The sequence below is a fragment of the Allobosea sp. P2_B12 genome, from assembly GCF_056404835.1.
In genome coordinates this window covers 239768-256314 of record NZ_JBFUDG010000001.1, presented here as the reverse complement: position 1 = coordinate 256314, position 16547 = coordinate 239768, and the positions used below count along the sequence as shown (strand labels likewise).

At 67.6% G+C, this 16547-nt stretch carries 15 protein-coding genes; 12 read left to right on the top strand and 3 right to left on the bottom strand.

The features are described 5' to 3' along the window. Nucleotides 1-64 precede the first annotated feature (64 nt). From fliM to AC1DYU_RS01235, 3 genes are read left to right on the top strand one after another with little or no spacing between them, the layout of a single operon-like run. The gene (gene fliM / locus AC1DYU_RS01245; RefSeq protein WP_158487346.1) at nt 65-1192 is read left to right on the top strand and encodes a flagellar motor switch protein FliM; all 1128 of its coding nucleotides are present in this window, start codon (nt 65-67) and stop codon (nt 1190-1192) included. A 16-nt stretch (nt 1193-1208) separates the two neighbouring features. Further along, nucleotides 1209-1664 carry a DUF6468 domain-containing protein gene (locus tag AC1DYU_RS01240; RefSeq protein WP_158487345.1) on the top strand — a complete coding sequence of 152 codons (456 nt, stop codon included), beginning with the start codon at nt 1209-1211 and terminating at the stop codon, nt 1662-1664. Then, nucleotides 1661-2491, top strand: coding sequence for a MotE family protein (locus AC1DYU_RS01235; RefSeq protein WP_476790069.1), 831 nt, complete (start codon nt 1661-1663; stop codon nt 2489-2491). The genes AC1DYU_RS01240 and AC1DYU_RS01235 overlap by 4 nt, the downstream gene beginning before the upstream one ends. A gap of 64 nt (nt 2492-2555) precedes the next feature. Here AC1DYU_RS01235 and AC1DYU_RS01230 read toward each other — a convergent pair whose 3' ends face one another. Beyond that, nucleotides 2556-3503, bottom strand: coding sequence for a class I SAM-dependent methyltransferase (locus tag AC1DYU_RS01230; protein WP_476790068.1), 948 nt, complete (start codon nt 3501-3503; stop codon nt 2556-2558). A 357-nt stretch (nt 3504-3860) separates the two neighbouring features. On the opposite strand from AC1DYU_RS01230, the gene AC1DYU_RS01225 reads away from it, so the two are divergent. Beyond that, complete coding sequence (locus AC1DYU_RS01225) at nt 3861-7307, top strand: hypothetical protein (protein ID WP_476790067.1); 3447 nt, start codon at nt 3861-3863, stop codon at nt 7305-7307. Between the two features lie 31 nt (nt 7308-7338). Here AC1DYU_RS01225 and fliP read toward each other — a convergent pair whose 3' ends face one another. Further along, nucleotides 7339-8115, bottom strand: coding sequence for a flagellar type III secretion system pore protein FliP (gene fliP, locus AC1DYU_RS01220; RefSeq protein WP_476790066.1), 777 nt, complete (start codon nt 8113-8115; stop codon nt 7339-7341). Nucleotides 8116-8249: 134 nt separating this feature from the next. After that, nucleotides 8250-9638, bottom strand: a complete 1389-nt coding sequence (locus AC1DYU_RS01215) for a hypothetical protein (protein WP_476790065.1) — start codon at nt 9636-9638, stop codon at nt 8250-8252. Nucleotides 9639-9864: 226 nt separating this feature from the next. Here AC1DYU_RS01215 and flgB point away from each other — a divergent pair, with 226 nt between their 5' ends. The 8 genes from flgB (at nt 9865) to AC1DYU_RS01175 (ending at nt 16385) form a co-directional block, all read left to right on the top strand. Beyond that, nucleotides 9865-10260, top strand: coding sequence for a flagellar basal body rod protein FlgB (flgB, locus tag AC1DYU_RS01210; RefSeq protein ID WP_476790064.1), 396 nt, complete (start codon nt 9865-9867; stop codon nt 10258-10260). 27 nt (nt 10261-10287) lie between these two features. Beyond that, nucleotides 10288-10698: a flagellar basal body rod protein FlgC gene (gene flgC / locus AC1DYU_RS01205; RefSeq protein WP_158487337.1), complete on the top strand. Its 411-nt coding sequence runs from the start codon at nt 10288-10290 to the stop codon at nt 10696-10698. A gap of 14 nt (nt 10699-10712) precedes the next feature. Beyond that, nucleotides 10713-11036, top strand: a complete 324-nt coding sequence (gene fliE, locus AC1DYU_RS01200) for a flagellar hook-basal body complex protein FliE (RefSeq protein WP_158487336.1) — start codon at nt 10713-10715, stop codon at nt 11034-11036. A gap of 22 nt (nt 11037-11058) precedes the next feature. After that, nucleotides 11059-11325 carry a flagellar biosynthesis protein FliQ gene (gene fliQ, locus AC1DYU_RS01195; RefSeq protein ID WP_158487335.1) on the top strand — a complete coding sequence of 89 codons (267 nt, stop codon included), beginning with the start codon at nt 11059-11061 and terminating at the stop codon, nt 11323-11325. 80 nt (nt 11326-11405) lie between these two features. After that, entirely contained in the window at nt 11406-12164 is a 759-nt protein-coding gene (gene fliR / locus AC1DYU_RS01190; RefSeq protein WP_158487354.1) for a flagellar biosynthetic protein FliR, read from the top strand. 6 nt (nt 12165-12170) lie between these two features. Continuing rightward, on the top strand, nt 12171-13238 hold the full coding sequence (flhB, locus tag AC1DYU_RS01185) for a flagellar biosynthesis protein FlhB (RefSeq protein ID WP_158487334.1): 1068 nt from the start codon (nt 12171-12173) through the stop codon (nt 13236-13238). Between the two features lie 119 nt (nt 13239-13357). Further along, nucleotides 13358-15856 (top strand): cell cycle histidine kinase CckA, encoded by a 2499-nt coding sequence (cckA, locus tag AC1DYU_RS01180; RefSeq protein ID WP_476790063.1) that lies wholly within the window; start codon nt 13358-13360, stop codon nt 15854-15856. A 55-nt stretch (nt 15857-15911) separates the two neighbouring features. Next, nucleotides 15912-16385, top strand: coding sequence for a hypothetical protein (locus AC1DYU_RS01175; protein WP_158487331.1), 474 nt, complete (start codon nt 15912-15914; stop codon nt 16383-16385). Nucleotides 16386-16547 lie beyond the last annotated feature (162 nt).

The following is a 16547-nucleotide window of genomic DNA, read 5'->3' as shown; positions in this document are numbered from 1 at the left end:
CGGGAACCGGTTTTCGGATCCTGCCGATGCAAGATCAAAGCATGACAAAAGCGACCACAGGCAGATGAGCACGAGCGATCGCGACAACGTCGAGGCGGCCCCCAAGAACGAGCCGCTGAGCCCGGAGAGCATGGCGGCCGAATGGGCCACCATGCCCGATATCGTCGAGGAAGAGGGCGAACCGGAAGGCGGTACCGACCGCCTGATGAGCCAGGACGAAATCGACACGATGCTCGGTTTCTCCCTCGGCGACGAGAAGGAGGGCCGCAACGGCATCCAGGCGATCGTCGATTCCGGCTCGGTCTCCTATGAACGCCTGCCGATGCTCGAAATCATCTTCGAGCGTCTCGTCCGCCTGCTCTCCACCAGCCTGCGTAATTTCTTCACCGACAACGTCGAGGTCACCCTCGAAAGCATCCGATCGGTGCGCTTCGGCGACTACATGAATTCGATCTCGCAGCCGGCGATGCTCTCTGTCTTCAAGGCTGAGGAGTGGGACAATTTCGGCCTGATCACGATCGAATCGGCGCTGACCTACTCGATCCTCGACACCATGTTCGGCGGCAAGCGCGGCCAGCCTGCGCCGCGCGTCGACGGGCGCCCCTTCACCTCGATCGAGATCCGGTTGATCCGCCGCGTGATCGCGCTGATCCTCAGCGATGCCGAGGCCGCGTTCAAGCCGCTCTCGCCGGTCCATTTCACCATCGACCGCATCGAATCCAACCCACGCTTCGTTTCGATCTCGCGTCCCGCCAACGCCGCCATCCGCGTCGAGCTGAAATTCGACATGGAAGGACGCGGCGGCTCGCTGCACATCCTCCTGCCCTATGCGACGATCGAGCCGATCCGTGACCTGCTGCTCGAAAGCTTCATGGGTGAGAAGCTCGGCCGCGATCCGATCTGGGAGAACCATCTCGCGACCGAGGTCTGGCAGACGGAGGTTCCGGTGACCTGCGTGCTGCACGAAACGCAGATGCCGCTGAAGCGGATGATGAACCTCGAGATCGGCGACACGCTGATGTTCGACGCGCGTCCCGACGCCTTCGTCGCCCTGCGCTGCGGCGACTTCATCGTCAGCGACGGACGCATCGGCCGGGTCGACGACAAGATCGCGGTGCAGATCGTCAGCCCGCTGCGCCGTTCCAAGACGACGATCGCCGCCTTCGACACCAACCATATCCACTCGACCTGACGACGGGGCTTCCTGCATGACGATCGCTCTCATCGCCGATGTGCTGGTTGCCAGCCTGCTCGTCGCCACCATCATCACCTGCTTCGTCCTGACCAAGCGCATCGAGCGCCTGAAGGCGGACGAGAGCGGCATGCGGCAGACCGTCGGCGCGCTGATCGCGGCCACCGACACCGCCGAACGCGCCATCGCCGGCCTGAAGCTGACGCTCGGCGACTGTGACCGCACCCTGGCCGAACGCCTGCAGACCGCCGAGCGCTACGCCGCCGATCTCGCCGCCCAGATCGAGGCCGGACAGGTCGTGATGGATCGCATCGGCCAGATCGTCAGCGCCGCCACGCTGGTCGCGCCGAGGCCCGCTGAAGCGCCCAAGGCCGCCGAGCCGACGCCGATCTCCCGCCTGGCCAACGCCGCGCAATCCGCCGCCGCGATCCGCGCCCGCGCGGCGCGTCGCCTGGAGGGTCAGGCTGCGTGATCGAACGGCCCCGCCTCCTGCCAGCGGTCATCCTCGGCGCCATGGGTCTCCTGGCGCTGAAGCTGCTTGCCTGGACGGCGGAGCCCTATCCCGGGACCGTTCCCGCGAGCGCCCCGGCCTTCGCGACGGCCAAGCCCGCCCCCGAAATCTGGGCGATGGCCAAGAAGATCGCGCATGCGCACACCCCCGATGCCAGCTTCATGGATCCCGAGACCACCGGGTCCAACCCCGCTCCCGACCCCAAGAAGGAGCAGGAGAAGGCCGAGGCCGAGGCCAAGGCCCAAGCGGGCCGCGCCGCCAATCCGCTGAACAAGGCCGGCATCATCAACGGCACGGCCGCTCCGATCTCGCCAGCCGAACGCGCCCTGCTCGAACGCCTCGGCGAGCGGCGCGAGGAGATCGATGCGCGCATGCGCGAGCTCGAGATGCGCGAACGCCTGCTCGACACCGCCGAGAGGAAGCTCGACACACGCGTCGGCGACCTCAAGGAACTCGAGACCAAGGCGGGCGGCCCCGCCGGCAAGCCGCCGGCCGACGAGGCCAAGGCGATCAAGAACCTCGTCATCATGTATGAGGCGATGAAACCGAAGGACGCCGCCCGGGTGTTCGACCGGCTCAGCCTCGACATCCTGGTGCCGGTCGTCCAGCAGATGAACCCGCGCAAGATGTCCGAGGTCCTGGCGGCGATGGCTTCCGAGCGCGCCGAGAAGCTCACGGTCGCCCTGGCAACGATCGCGCGCAGCCCCAACGCCGAGCGCGTCGCGATCGATCCTGTCGCCCTGCCCGGCACCGAGTTGCCCGCAATCGCACCCGCGCCGCGCCGCTGAACCGGACGGTCCCGGCGGGATCCAACCAGCTGGCTTAGGAGTCAGCGCTGGGGATGCAGCCGGCTCATCGCTTCTTTACAAGCACAAATCGTACCCTGTTCGAAAAAAGCTCGTCTTCAGAAAAATTCGACAAGGCCTTTCGACGTTCTTCTGTCAGGTACTGACTTCCCAATCGGCCTAATACGGCTTCCTCACTGACAATCTGGAAGTGCCTCGCAAAAAGCTCCCGATATTCTGAGCGCAGCATCTTGTTCAGATACGTATCGGCAGGCGGGGTCTCGCCAGTCAAATGGCCCCAGGGCGGCCCCCGACCCGAGATATCCTGGTTGACCTGGCCCATATACCAGCCGAGATCATGACCACCGCCGATACCGGTAAAAACATTGGGCGTGATCACGGCAACACCGTCATCGGCCAGTTGGCCGGCCATGGTCGCGAGGATACCCTCGAGCGCCTCAGCAGGGATATGTTCAAAAACATCGTCCGAATGTATGAAATCGACATTGCCGCCGATAGCGCCCCAGAAATCAGAATTGGCCGCATCGCCAACCAGCATCTTTCCGTAATCGGGCTTCAGGGCGACGCCGAACCTGCGCTTCAGCATCCGGTTCAGATCGCGATATTCCGCGCCATCGAACACCACTCGCCTGGCGACCGACTTCAGTCCCCTGACCGCGCCATTTTTGCGAAAATTCCCAATGATCGTCGTTGCATTCAGCTGATTTAGCGGCTGATCGAGATCGATTCCGAACGCGCGAACGCCAAGGCTCTGCATGCCCATAAGCCGAAATGGGCGCTGTCCATACCCGATCTCCAGGGTCGTGCCATTCTCGAGGGATTTCCCAGTCAGATTGCTGTAAGTCGTCCGAAATAGCTCCAACTGGTCAGCGATATGCTCGAAGGAGTTTCCTTTTCGAAGCCGCTCGATATGCAATTTTGTCAGGCCCAGGAGATATTTTAATCGGCCATACGCGCTGACTTCGACGCTCTGTGAGTTCGATGCAGGTTTCATGGCCGCTCCCTATCCTGCTCAAGAGCATGAGAGAGAACGACGCCGCCTGCAACTCCTGATTACCTTTAGATGATGGCGCGGTTCTTTATTGCGAAATACAGCGCGTACATCGTGACGAGCTGAGAGGCCGCTGTCGTGCCCGCGCCGAGCCGGTTCTGGCGACGCGCTCCCGCAGCCCTTCAACCGCTGACGACGCCCGCCGACCGCCTCGCCTTCCATCTGTAACCCCTTGATTCTCAAGGCACGGACGAGGCGCGATGTTAACCCGGCATTATCCTTGACGCGCTAGCGTCGGCACGATCGGGGCAGGCTTGTCCGCCTGGCCCGGCTTTGTCGCGTTGGGTTGAGTGTCCGGCTTTGCGTCTCCCGCGTTCCCTCGCCTTCGGCATCGGGCTTTACGCCCTCGCCACCGCCGCCGGTCTCGGCGCGCCGGCGCTCGCCGCCAGCGCGACCCTGCGCGGCGAGGTCATGCCGCCCGGCTTCGGACGCCTCTCGCTGGTCTTCGACGAGCCGACGCCGACGCGGATCCGCGTCTCCAACGGTGTCCTCGTCGTCGCTTTCGGCGCGAGCGTGAAGATCGACGTCGCCAAGATCGCCCGCGAACTGCCGGCCTATATCTCGGTCGCCCGTGTCGATCCCGACGGGCGCGGCCTGCGCTTCGCGCTCGCCAGGACCTATCGCGCCAACCTGATCGAGGCTGGCGAGCGAACCTTCATCGACCTTTTGCCGGAAAACTGGAACGGCCTCTTGCCTGGGCCCCCGCCGGAGGTCATCGCCGACATGTCGGAGCGCCTGCGCGTGGCCGAGGCCCTAAGCCGCCAGGCGGCGCGCCTGACGCAGGAACCACCGCGGATGCTCGGCCTGCGCGGCGCCAGCCTGCCGACGCTCGAACGGCTGATCTTCGACGTAGCCCCGGATGCGGCCCTGAAAACCGATCTCAACGAGGGCGCGCTGACCCTGACCTTCGACAAGCCGATGACGGTCGAGCCGGCCGTGGTCAGGACCACCCTGCCCGACGGCGTCGCGCTGGTCTCCAACGAGACCGGCAAGGCCGCGACGACGCTTGCCCTCACCCTGCCCAAGGACTGGCAGGTCCGCAGCTTCCGAGACGACGAGGGTATCGTCCTCGACATGCTGAAGCCGGCCAAGCCGCCCGCAGCGGCACCGGCAGGGCAGGCAAGCGCTCCCCCGGCTGCCGTCGCCGCTGCACCGGCAGCTCCGGCCGCCACGCCTGCCCCGACCCCAGCCAGGCCGCCGGCCATGCAGCCCTCCGCAGCGCGGTCCGCCACGGCCGTGGCGCCGCCGGTCATCGACCCGACGCCGCAGGCCGTGAAGATCACGGCGGTTGGTTCGCGGCTCGATTTCCGCTTTCCGCGCCCCACCGGGGTCGCCGGCTTCGTCGAAGCGGGAACGGCGACGCTCGTCTTCGACACCCGCGACACGATCGATCCGGCTGATCTCAAGGGTTTGCTGCCCGGCGTGATCGCGGAGGCGACCGTCACGCGCGAGGGCAAGGTGACGCTGGTGCGCCTGCGCCTGACCGGCCAGCCGCTGACGCGCCTCTTCGACGACGGCACGACCTGGTCGCTCGGCTTCGGCGACCAGGTCGGAAAAGCCGCCGAAGCGCTGGTGCCCTCCCGCTCGATGGACGAGCAGGGCCAGACCATCGTCGCGGTGCCGCTGCCCGGGATGACCGGTGTTCACTGGCTCGACGCCGGCCCCTCCGGCCTGCCCGTCGCGGTTGCGACCGCCACCGGCCCGGTCCGCGTCACGGCCAAGCCCTATCAGTTCGTCGAGTTCGGCCTGCTGCCGACTGCGCACGGCCTGGCCGTCGCCCCGCACGCCGACGATGTCGTCGTCCGGGCGGAAACCGACCAGGTCCGGATCGGCCGTGCTGGCGGGCTGACGGTGACGCTGGACGCCGCCGATCAGCGCAAGGACGGCGAGGCCGAGGTGGCCAAGACGCAGGCTCCCCTGCTCGATCCGGAGCAGTGGGGCAAGCTCGCGATTGCCGGCGTGCGCGAGCAGGAGCGCGTCCTCCAGCGCGAGATCGCCGGCGCGTCGCGCGCCCGCAAATCCGAGACCCGTCTCGCTCTGGCCCGCTTCTACGCGGCCAACCGGTTGATGTCGGAAGCCAAGGGTCCGTTGACGGCGCTGTTGACCGACGACCCGGCCATGCGCGGCAACCGCGAGGCGCTGTTCCTGAAGGGCCTGATAGCCGCCCAGATGCACCGTCACAAGGAGGCGGCGGCGGCTTTCGATGCAAGCCCGATCAAGGAGGATGCCGAAACCGGCCTGTGGCGCGCCCTCATCGACCAGCGGCTCGGCCGCAATGCGCAGGCGCTGGCAGGCTTCCGCCGCGCCGATGCGATCCTCGAGCGTTACCCGTCGGACCTGCAGGCCGAACTGCGCACGGCCAAGGCCCGCGCGGCGCTGGCGATGCGCGACATGACGATCGCCGAGCGCGAGGTCGACGCGCTCACCGAGATGCCAGCCGGCACGATGGACCAGGAACAGCTCACCTTGCTGAGGGCCATGCTCGACGATGTCAGCGGCCGGCCCGACAATGCGCTGGCCGGATACAGGCCGCTCTTCGAGGCGCGCAGCCGGCCCGTCGCGGCGGAGGCGCAGCTGCGCGCCATCCGGATGGTGCAGGCCGAGAAGCGCAACGACATCGGCCCCGACGAAGCCGTCGCCCGGCTTGAGACGGTTTCGATCATCTGGCGTGGCGGCGAGATCGAGATCGAGGCGTTGGGCGAGCTTGGGCGTCTGTATGCCGACCGGCAGCGCTGGCGCGACGCGTTCATGGTCGCACGCCGCGCCAATGAGAGCTTTCCCGAGCACGCCGTCACGCGGCGCCTTCATGACGAGACGGCGCAGCGTTTCGCCGAACTCTTCAGCGGGAAAAGCCTGGAGCAGCTCTCGCGCATCGATGCCCTGGCGCTGTTCTACGATTTCAAGGAATTCCTGCCGATCGGCCGGCGCGGCGACGAGATCACCCGCCTGCTCGCCGACCGCCTGATCGAGCTCGACCTGCTCGACCAGGCCGCCGACATCCTGCGCTACCAGATGGAACGGCGCCTGACCGGTGCGGCGCGCTCGACCGTCGCGGCGCGGCTGGCCATGGTCAACCTGATGAACGGAAAGCCGGCCGAGGCGCTGCGCGCGCTGGCGACGACCCGGCTGATCGAGCTGCCCAGCGACGTCAAGCGCGCCAGGCTCCTGCTCGAGGCCAAGGCGCTGTCGGACCTGTCGCGCACCGACCTGGCGCTCGATCTGCTCGAGGCCGAGCGCGGCCCGGAGATCGACCGCCTGCGCGCCGACGTCTATTGGACCGGGCGGCGCTGGCGCGAGGCCGGTGAGGCGCATGAACGCATCCTCGACGAGGCCTGGCGCGGCCCGGCGCCGCTCAGCGACGGCGCGCGCTCCGACGTGATGCGCGCCGCAATCTCCTATGTGATGGCCAATGAGGGGCTCTCGCTCGATCGTCTGCGCAGCAAGTTCGCGACCAAGATGGCCCAGAGCAGCGATGCCCGCACCTTCGCCTTCGTCACCGGCGCCAACCGCTCGAAGGCGGCCGACATCCGTGAGATGGCACGTGCCGCCGCCGCAGCCGGCGCTGACACCCTGTCGGACTTCATGAGCGCCTATCGCGAGCGCTACCCGGCCTTTTCGTCGGCCATTCGCCAGAAGAAGCCGGATGCGGCCGTCCCGCCGACCGGCGAGCCCCCCGCTCCGACACCGGCGCCCGCTTCGACCGGTGCGGCACCCGAGGCGGCGCCGCCTGCACCCGGACGCAGCTGACGCGCAAGGCCAGGGCGCCCCGTCGCATGCGTCAGACGCCGTAACTCTTCACCAGCGAGCCGGCGACCAGCCCCCAGCCGTCGACCAAGACGAAGAAGATCAGCTTGAACGGCAACGCCACCGTCACCGGCGGCAGCATCATCATGCCCACCGACATCAGGATCGAGGCCACCACGAGGTCGATGATCAGGAAGGGCACGAACAGCAGGAAGCCGATCTCGAAGGCGCGGCGCAGCTCCGAGATCATGAAGGCCGGTACCAGAATCTGGATCTGGACATCCTGCGGCGTCGCCGGAGCCGGCTCGCGCGACATCTCGATGAACAACGCCAGGTCCTTTTCGCGCACATGACGCAGCATGAAGGTCTTAAAGGGCACGACGCCCCGATTATAGGCCTCCGTCGGCTGGATCTGGCCCGCGACAAGCGGCGCGATCGCGGTGGCATAGGCCTCGCGCAGGGTCGGGGCCATGACGAACCCAGTCAGGAACAGCGCCAGCCCGATGATCACGGCATTGGGCGGAGCCGTCTGCGTGCCGAGCGCCGAGCGCAGCAGCGACAACACCACCGCGATCCGGGTGAACGATGTCACCATGATCAGGATCGACGGCGCCAGCGACAAGACCGTGATGACGGCGATGAGCTGCAGCGCGCGCTCGGCCACGCCGCCGCCCTGCCCGAGATCGAGCGAAAGCGTCTGCGCCAGCGCCGGTCCGAGCGGCAGGCTCGCGAGCGCCGCCCAGAGCGTCAGGCGGCCGGCGACCAGACCCATTCGCCGCGCGTGCCGCCGTCTCATGGGAGTGCTGATCATGCTCGCGCGCGGCCGTCATTGCGCCCGACTCAGACGATCGGGCCGCGCAACGCTAAGGCCGGGCTTCGCCGGCCGGCAACCGGCTTGGCGGCGTCAGAGTGCCGCGCCGGCGCGAAACCTGTTGATTGCAGCGGTCAGGGCCGGGTTTTCGAATCGCGGCCGAGCAGCCGGGCAAACTCCGCCTCGATGGCATCGACCGAGAACGGGTCGATCGCCTTCGGCTCCGGTTCCGGTGAAGCCTCCTCGATGCGATCCTCTGCAGCGGCTTCCTCCAAGGGATCGCGCGTCTCCGCCTCGTCAGCCTGCTTCGCCTCGGAATCGACCTCGTCCATCTGCGGCTCGGGCTTGATCTCGGGCTCGACATCCATCTCCGGCTTGCTCTCCGGCTCAGGCGAAGCGTCCGCCGCGTCGGGTTCGGGTGCCGCGACCGCCTCGGGCTCGGCCGGAGGCGCCGGCTCGAACGGCTTGGGCGGGGTGAAGGACGGTGCAGCGAAGGCCGATGCAGCGACCGCTGGCGGGGTCGAGGCCGGAGGCTTGGGGCCTGTCCGCTCGGGCTTGAGGCCGAGCGCCATCTCCAACTCCGCCTCGACATCCATGGGCAGGGCTCGCATGGCCTGCTGAGCGGGCGGGGCAACCGGCGCGGGGGGCGCGGCAGCAGACTCCGGCAGCAGTTCGGCCGGAGCCGGGGCGGCATCGACAGGCGGGATCGGAGTGGCGGTCGGCGCATTGGCGGGACGCACCGCCGAGAACGGCCGCTTCAGCGCCTCGTCGAGCTGCCGCGCCATGTCGTCGAGTTCCCCGGCGCTGGCAGCGGGCGCTGGATCGCGTGTGAAATGCGGCGCCTGGACCACCGGAGCGGGCGCAAGAGAGGCGGACGCAACGGAGGCGGGTGCAGGCGGCACAGCCTGCGGCTTCGACGCAGCGGCAACGCCCAGCACGACCCCGCCGCCGGCCGCCGTCGCGGCAGCGACCGCCGCTTCGGCTTGCGTCAGGGTCTGGACCGGGCGCGAGGCCGGCTGGACCGGCCGGGTCGGCGGCTGCGGCGGCTCGCCACCCGACGGCGCAAGCGCGACGGGAGCCGGCGGCGGCGCGCGGCGCATGTCCTCGGCGGGCTCGTGACGCGCCGGCTCCTGACGAGAAAGTTCCTGTGGCACCAGCGTGTCGAAGGGCAGCGGCCGGTCCGGCAGGCCGAGGTCGCTCTGCGCCGGCATCGCCGTCCGCGCCCCGCTGCGCACGATATTGGTCTCGACGACCACGTCGGAGGGCCCGCCGATCATGACCAGATGCTCGACATTGTCGCGCCTGATCAGCACGAGCTGGCGCTGACGGTCGAGGTCATGGATGTCCACCACGCCGAGTCTGGGCTGCCTTGTGCGGCCGCCGCCCTGCCCCTTGATCCGCAGCCGGCCATCCTTGATCTGCCGCGCGAACAGGCCCAGCAGCACGAGCAATACCAGGATGACGCCAAAAGCGATGACCCACTTCTGTGCGGTCGGGAGATCGAAGCCAAACAAGCTCTGCAAGGTCTGCCTCATTAGCGACGGCGCGCCGGGCCCCGGCTGCCGGTAAGTCATCCGACGTTGAACACGCAGGCTATAGCATAGCGCCCGCGCTTTCAGGAAACATGGTGAATGCGTGGTTAACCGGATGCTCGAAACGCTGTCTCATTAACCGGTCATTAACCATGGACCCGGCAAGATTTACCCAGTGAACCGGCGCGCGGCGCCGGTCCAGCGAGGGTCGACGGCCATGGCGAGCAATGCCCTGGGAACAGGCGGAAACCTGATGCAGGCGCTGAAGACGCGCATGCAGTGGCATCAGACGCGCCAGAAGGTCCTGGCCGAGAACGTCGCCAATGCCGACAGCCCCGGCTTCCGCCCGATGGATGTGAAGGGTCCGGCCATCGGCCAGGCGAATGTCGGGCTCGCCCAGACGAGCGCGGGGCATATGGACCTCGCCGGCCGCCGCGGCGGCTTCGACAGCACCCGCGCCCAGCGCTTCGAGGTCACGCCCAACGGCAATGCGGTCAACCTCGAGGACGAGATGGGCAAGGTCGCCCAGAACCAGTCCGACTACCAGCTCGCGGCCTCGCTCTACAGCAAGGGCCTCGGCCTGATGAAGATAGCCATCGGCAAGGGGCGCTGATCCGTCAGCGGCAGCAGGAGACGTCTCATGGATCTTCTCAAGAGCATCGCGGTGGCGACCTCGGGCCTGCGCAGCCAGTCCGGCCGCATGCGCGTCATCGCCGAGAACATGGCCAACGCCGATTCCGGCCCCGAGCGCGCCGGCGCCGACCCCTATCGCCGCAAGATCCCGACCTTCCAGCGCCGCTTCGACCGCGACCTCGAGGCGCAGGTCGTCGATATGGGTCGCGTCCAGCGCGACCAGAGCCAGTTCCGCACCAAATTCGAGCCCGGCAACCCCACCGCCGACGCCAGCGGCAATGTCCGCATGCCCAACGTCAACTCGCTGATCGAAACGATGGACATGCGCGAGGCCCAGCGCAGCTATGAGGCCAACCTCAACCTGATCTCGTCGACGCGCCGGATGATCCAGCGCACCATCGACATCCTGCGCGCCTGAAGGGTTAGCACGCCATGGCCACGCCAAGCTTCGCCGCCGGCGCCTATGCCTCGATCCAGGGAATGGGTGCGGGCAATCTGCTCCGCAAGCCGGTTTCCGCGAGCGCGTCGGAGACGGGCGGTCCCGACTTCGCGTCCATGATCGGCAAGGCCCTGGAAGCCACCGCCGACGCCGGACGCAAGAGCGATGCGCAGGCCGCCTCCGTCGCCGTGGGCCGGGCCGACGTCGTCGACGTCGTCACCGCCGTCGCCGAGAGCGAGGCCGCGATCGAGACGCTGGTCGCCGTGCGCGACCGCGTCATCGCGGCCTACGAAGAAATCATGCGGATGCCGGTGTGATCTGGCTTTTCAGGAAATCGTCATGACATCCGGAGCCATCCTCGACGTCGCCCGCGACGGCATCATCGTCTTCCTCAAGGCAGGCGGGCCGCTGATGATGGTTGCCCTCGTCGTCGGCCTCGCCGTCTCGCTGGTTCAGGCGCTGACCCAGATCCAGGAGCAGACCCTGGTCTATGTGCCCAAGATTCTGGCGGTCTTCGCTGCGCTGATGCTGTTTCTGCCGTTCATGGGAGACGCGCTGGCGGGCTATATGGGACGGGTCGCCGTCCGAATCGCCACGGGCGAATGATCCTGCCGCAGCAGACCCTCGCCATCGCCGATGGCCCGGACCTGCGGCAGTTCCCATGGCGGCGGAGTGCCGGCGGCACGATGCAGATCGCGATCCTGCCCGAGATCAGCGCCGTCTTCGTGCTCATCTTCGCGCGCGTCGGCACGCTGGTTATGCTGATGCCCGGAATCGGCGAGCGCTTCGTCTTCTCGCGCGGCCGGCTCTCGCTCGCCTTCTTCGTCGCCCTGGTGGTTCTGCCGATGGCCCGTCCGCTGCTGCGCCTGCCCCCCGACATGCCGGGCGTGGTCGGGCTTCTGATCGGCGAGATCCTGATCGGGCTCGTCATCGGCGTCTGCGCCCGCTTCGTCATGGCCTGCCTGCAGACCGCTGGCACGCTCGTCGCCCAGACCATGGGCCTCGGCTTCGCCATGACGGTCGACCCGACCGGAGGCCAGCAGAACCCCTCGATCGGCAACCTGCTCACCATGCTCGGCATCACGCTGATCCTGACCAGCGACTTGCACCACGTCGCCATCGTCGCGATCCATGAAAGCTACCGCGTGCTTCCGCCGGGCGGCATTCCCGAGATCGGCGACGTGATGATGCTGGCCGTGCGGGCCGCTTCCCAGGGCTTCTCGCTGGCCGTCCAGATCTCCGCGCCCTTCATCATCTTCGGCCTGCTCTTCAATCTCGGCCTCGGCGTGCTGGCCCGCATGATGCCGCAGCTGCAGGTCTTTTTCCTGGCGGTGCCGGCCTCGATCCTCGGCGGCATGTTCGTGCTGCTGGCCGTGGTCGGCGTGATGATGAGCGTCTTCCTTACGGATCTCGGCGCCTTCCTGCGCCAGTTCGCCGGGAACTGAGCGCTCATGTCAGAGGAAGCCGAGAACGACGACAGAACAGAGGACCCGACCCAGCGAAAACTGGAACAGGCCGCCGAGAAAGGCGACATTCCCAGATCGCAGGAGATCGGCACCTTCTTCGTCCTCTGCGGGTTCACCATGGCGCTGCTGGTCGGCGCCGGCTGGTCGGCCCAGTCCGCGGCGCTCGCGCTGCGCAGCTTCCTGATGAACGCCCATCAGGTGCCCTCCGACGGCTCGGCCTTCGCCAATGTCGCGCAGAAGGGCGTCATGACCGGCTTCTCGGCACTGGGGCTGCCTTTCGGCTTCATTCTCGGTGCCGCGCTGATCGGCGCGCTGATCCAGCACAAGCCGCTCTGGACCTTCGATCCGCTGATGCCGAAATTCAGCCGCATCTCGCCGATGGCCGGCGCCAAGCGGATGTTCGGCAAGGAGGCCTGGGTCAATTTCGCCAAGGGCCTCGCCAAGACCGGGCTGGTCGGCGCCGTCCTCTGGATCACGCTCTGGAACGAGCACGACCGGCTCGAGGCCTTCGCCCAGATGAGCATCTCGGCGCTGCTGCCGGCAGCCCTCGTGCTCGCGATCAAACTGATGGGGAGCGCGCTCGCGCTCTTCGCCGTCATTGCGCTCGGCGATTTCGGCTGGCAGCGCTTCTCCTGGTACCAGCGCCAGAAGATGACCAAGCAGGAGCTGAAGGACGAGTACAAGAACTCGGAAGGCAATCCCGAGGTCAAGGCGAAGCTCCGCCAGATCCGGACGGAGCGCTCGCGCAAGCGCATGATGGCCTCAGTGCCGAAGGCTACCGTGATCATCACCAACCCGACCCACTATGCCGTCGCGCTGCAATACGAGCCCGGCATGGCCGCGCCGCTCTGCCTCGCCAAGGGCGTCGATGCGGTCGCGCTGAAGATCCGCGAAGTCGCCGGCGAGCACAGCGTGCCGATCGTCGAGAACGTGCCTCTGGCGCGCGCGCTTTACGCCACCGTAGAGATCGACGAAGAAATTCCTGTCGAACACTACCAAGCCGTGGCGGAAGTGATCGGATACGTCTTGCGCCTGAAGGGCCGCCGCGCCTAACTCGCTTGGGCATGATGCCGAAGAGCGGGAACCGGTTTTCGGGCCAGATCACGCGTCAGACTATATTTGCAGTGCCGCCGATGGGGCAGTGCTGCGGCAAAGGGACGGGCCACACCGCAATGGGCGGAACCACCACGGCGATCGATCGCTCCGACAAGCCCGGCCATATCGGCATCATCCTGCTCGTCGCGGGCCTGCTCGTCGGCGCCGCCGTCGCGCTCGGCTTCATCGCGAACGAATGGGCCCAGCCGCTGATCCTCGGGCTGCTCGCGCTTCTGTCCGTGATTGGCGTCTTCGGCCTGTTCGCCTTCGCGATCGGCCTGATCCAGTTCTCCGGCCGCGCCGCCCGCAACGACCTGACCAAGACCATCGTCGACAGCGCCGACGAGGGCGTCGTCGTCACCGAGGGCGAGACCGGCATCGTCTACGCCAACGAGGCCTATCTCCAGTTGGCGGGGGCCCGCGGCGCCAGCGACCTGCGCCCGGTCGGCGCCCTCTTCACCGGCCGCGCCGAGGTCTCGGAGGCAATCTACCGGCTTGCCGCCGCGGCGCGCGACAACCGCCGGCTCGCCGAGGAAATCCGGCTGGAGCCCGCCCTCAACGGCCGCGGCTCCGTCGGCTGGTACCGGATCAAGGTCATGCCCGTGCGCCGCGACGGCCGGCAGGCGACGCTCTGGGCGGTCTCGGACGTGACCCCCGAGCGCGAGCGCCAGGAGAACGCCTTCCAGGAACTCCAGCACGCGATCGACTATCTCGACCATGCGCCGGCTGGCTTCGTCTCGATCGACGCCGATGGCGAGGTCTCCTATCTCAACGCGACGCTGTCGGGCTGGCTCGACTTCGACCTCGCCCGCTTCGGCTCCGGTGGTCTGCATCTCGACGATATCGCGACGCCCGGCGCCGCAGCCCTGGTGCAGGCGATCCGGGGCCAGCCCGGCGACGTCCGCATCGAGGTGCTCGACGTCGATCTGAAGCGCCGTAACGGCGTGCCGCTGCCGGTGCGCCTGCACCATCAGGTCGCCTTCGGCAGCGACGGCCGCGCCGGCCCCTCGCGCACCCTGGTGCTGAACCGGGCGCCGGGCGAAGCCGGCACCGATGGCGGCAGCGAGGCGGAGATCCGCTTCGCGCGCTTCTTCCACTCGACGCCGATGGCGATCGCCACCGTCGACCGCACCGGCACCATCCTGCGCTCCAACGCCGCCTTCGCCCGCCTGACCCAGGCCGGCCCGCAGCCCAGCACCATCCACGACCTCGTCGCAGCCGGCGGCGGCCTCGACCGCGCGCTGGCCGATGCCATGGAGGGACGCTCCGAGATCGCCCCGCTCGACCTGACGCTGGCCGCCGACGAGGCCCGCTCGGCCAGGCTCTATCTCTCTCCCGTCGCCGCCACCGAGGATGGCGACGGCGAGCGCGCCATCATCTATGCGCTGGAGACCACCGCCGAGCGCAAGCTCAAGGACAATATCGACCAGGCCCAGAAGATGCAGGCGGTCGGCCAGCTCGCCGGCGGCATCGCGCACGACTTCAACAACGTGCTGCAGGTCATCATCAACGCCTCGGAGTTCCTGCTCGCCAGCCATCGGCCGACCGACCCCTCCTTCCCCGACATCATGCAGATCAAGCAGAACGCCTACCGCGCCGCGGCGCTGGTGCGGCAGCTGCTCGCCTTCTCGCGCCGCCAGACCCTGCGCCCGCAGGTCCTGGAGCTCGGCGACGTGCTCTCCGACCTCTCGCTGATGCTGAAGCGTGTCGTCGCCGACAAGGTCACGCTCGACGTCCGCCAGGGCCGCGACCTCTGGCCGGTCAAGGCCGATCTCGGCCAGCTCGAGCAGGTCATCGTCAACCTCGCGGTCAATGCCCGCGACGCCATGACCGACGGCGGCAAGCTGACGGTGCGCACGCGCAACGTCGCCAATGCCGACTGCGCCAGCTTCAGCCACGCCGCCCTGCCCGCCGACGACTATGTCCTGCTCGAGGTCGAGGATTCGGGCACCGGCATCGCGCCCGAGCATCTCGACAAGATCTTCGAGCCGTTCTTCACCACCAAGGAGGTCGGCAAGGGCACGGGCCTCGGCCTCTCCATGGTCTACGGCATCGTCAAGCAGACCGGCGGCTTCGTCTTCTGCGATTCCGTCGTCGGACGCGGCACGATCTTCCGCATCTTCCTGCCGCGCCATGTGCCCAGCGAAGAGGAGATTGCTGCCGAGGCCGCGATCAAGGAGGCGCCCAAGAAGCTCGCCGCCGACCACACCGGCGCCGGCGTCATCCTGCTGGTCGAGGACGAGGACGCGGTGCGCGCGCTCAACGCCCGCATGCTGATCTCGCGCGGCTATACCGTCCACGAGGCGGCCTCGGGCGTCGAGGCGCTCGACATCTTCCTGGAGCATGACGGCAAGATCGACCTCGTCGTCTCCGACGTGGTGATGCCCGAGATGGACGGGCCGACGCTGCTCGGCGAACTGCGCCAGCGCAACCCCGCCACCAAGGTCGTCTTCGTCTCCGGCTATGCCGAGGAAGCCTTCCGCAAGAACCTGCCCGAGGGCGAGGATTTCCAGTTCCTGCCGAAACCCTTCACGATGAAGCAGCTCGTGGAGACCGTGAAGGCGGCGATGGGATGAGATCGGGTCTGGTCACGGGGGCAGATCGAGCCGGCCCCGAGCCTCGGTGACGCCCATGTCTGACACGCGTTTGAACCGCCGCGATCTGCGCCGTTACGCCCTGCTGCTTACCGGCCAAACCGCCTGCGCCGCGGTCATGCTCGCCAACATCCACACAGCCTTCCGCATCCTGATCGAGAACCTCGGCTCACCCAACGCATCCACGCCCGGCAGCGCGCTGCAGCTCGTGACCGCGGCAGCGCTCGGCCAGGCCTGCTACTGGTACCGCCTGCGCCATGTTCCGGTACCAGACAGCTACCGGAACATGGCGCTCGGCCATCTCCTGGCCTTCTCCAGCCGGCTCGGCTTCATCTGGGGCGGCGCCCTGTTCTCGGTCTATTTCCTGCGCCACGCACCGGCGCTCGCGCTCGGTCCGCTCGACATCGCCTGGCGCGGCGCGCTGCTGATCGGCATCCTGTTTGCGCTCTACTGCTACACGCTCGAACTCGAACGGCTTGGCAGCGCTCTACAGACGCCGCCGACGCCATAAGCCCGGTTCAGCTTCGGCGCGCCATCGCCAGGGACGTCGCCGTCAACCCGCATGCTGGGCCTCAATAAGGGCCCTCGGGCGTCCGGCACAGCCGCTCCTGACATCTCCTGTCAGCATACCCAAAAAGAGAACAGAAAAAGAACTTGCTACCGAGAACAAACC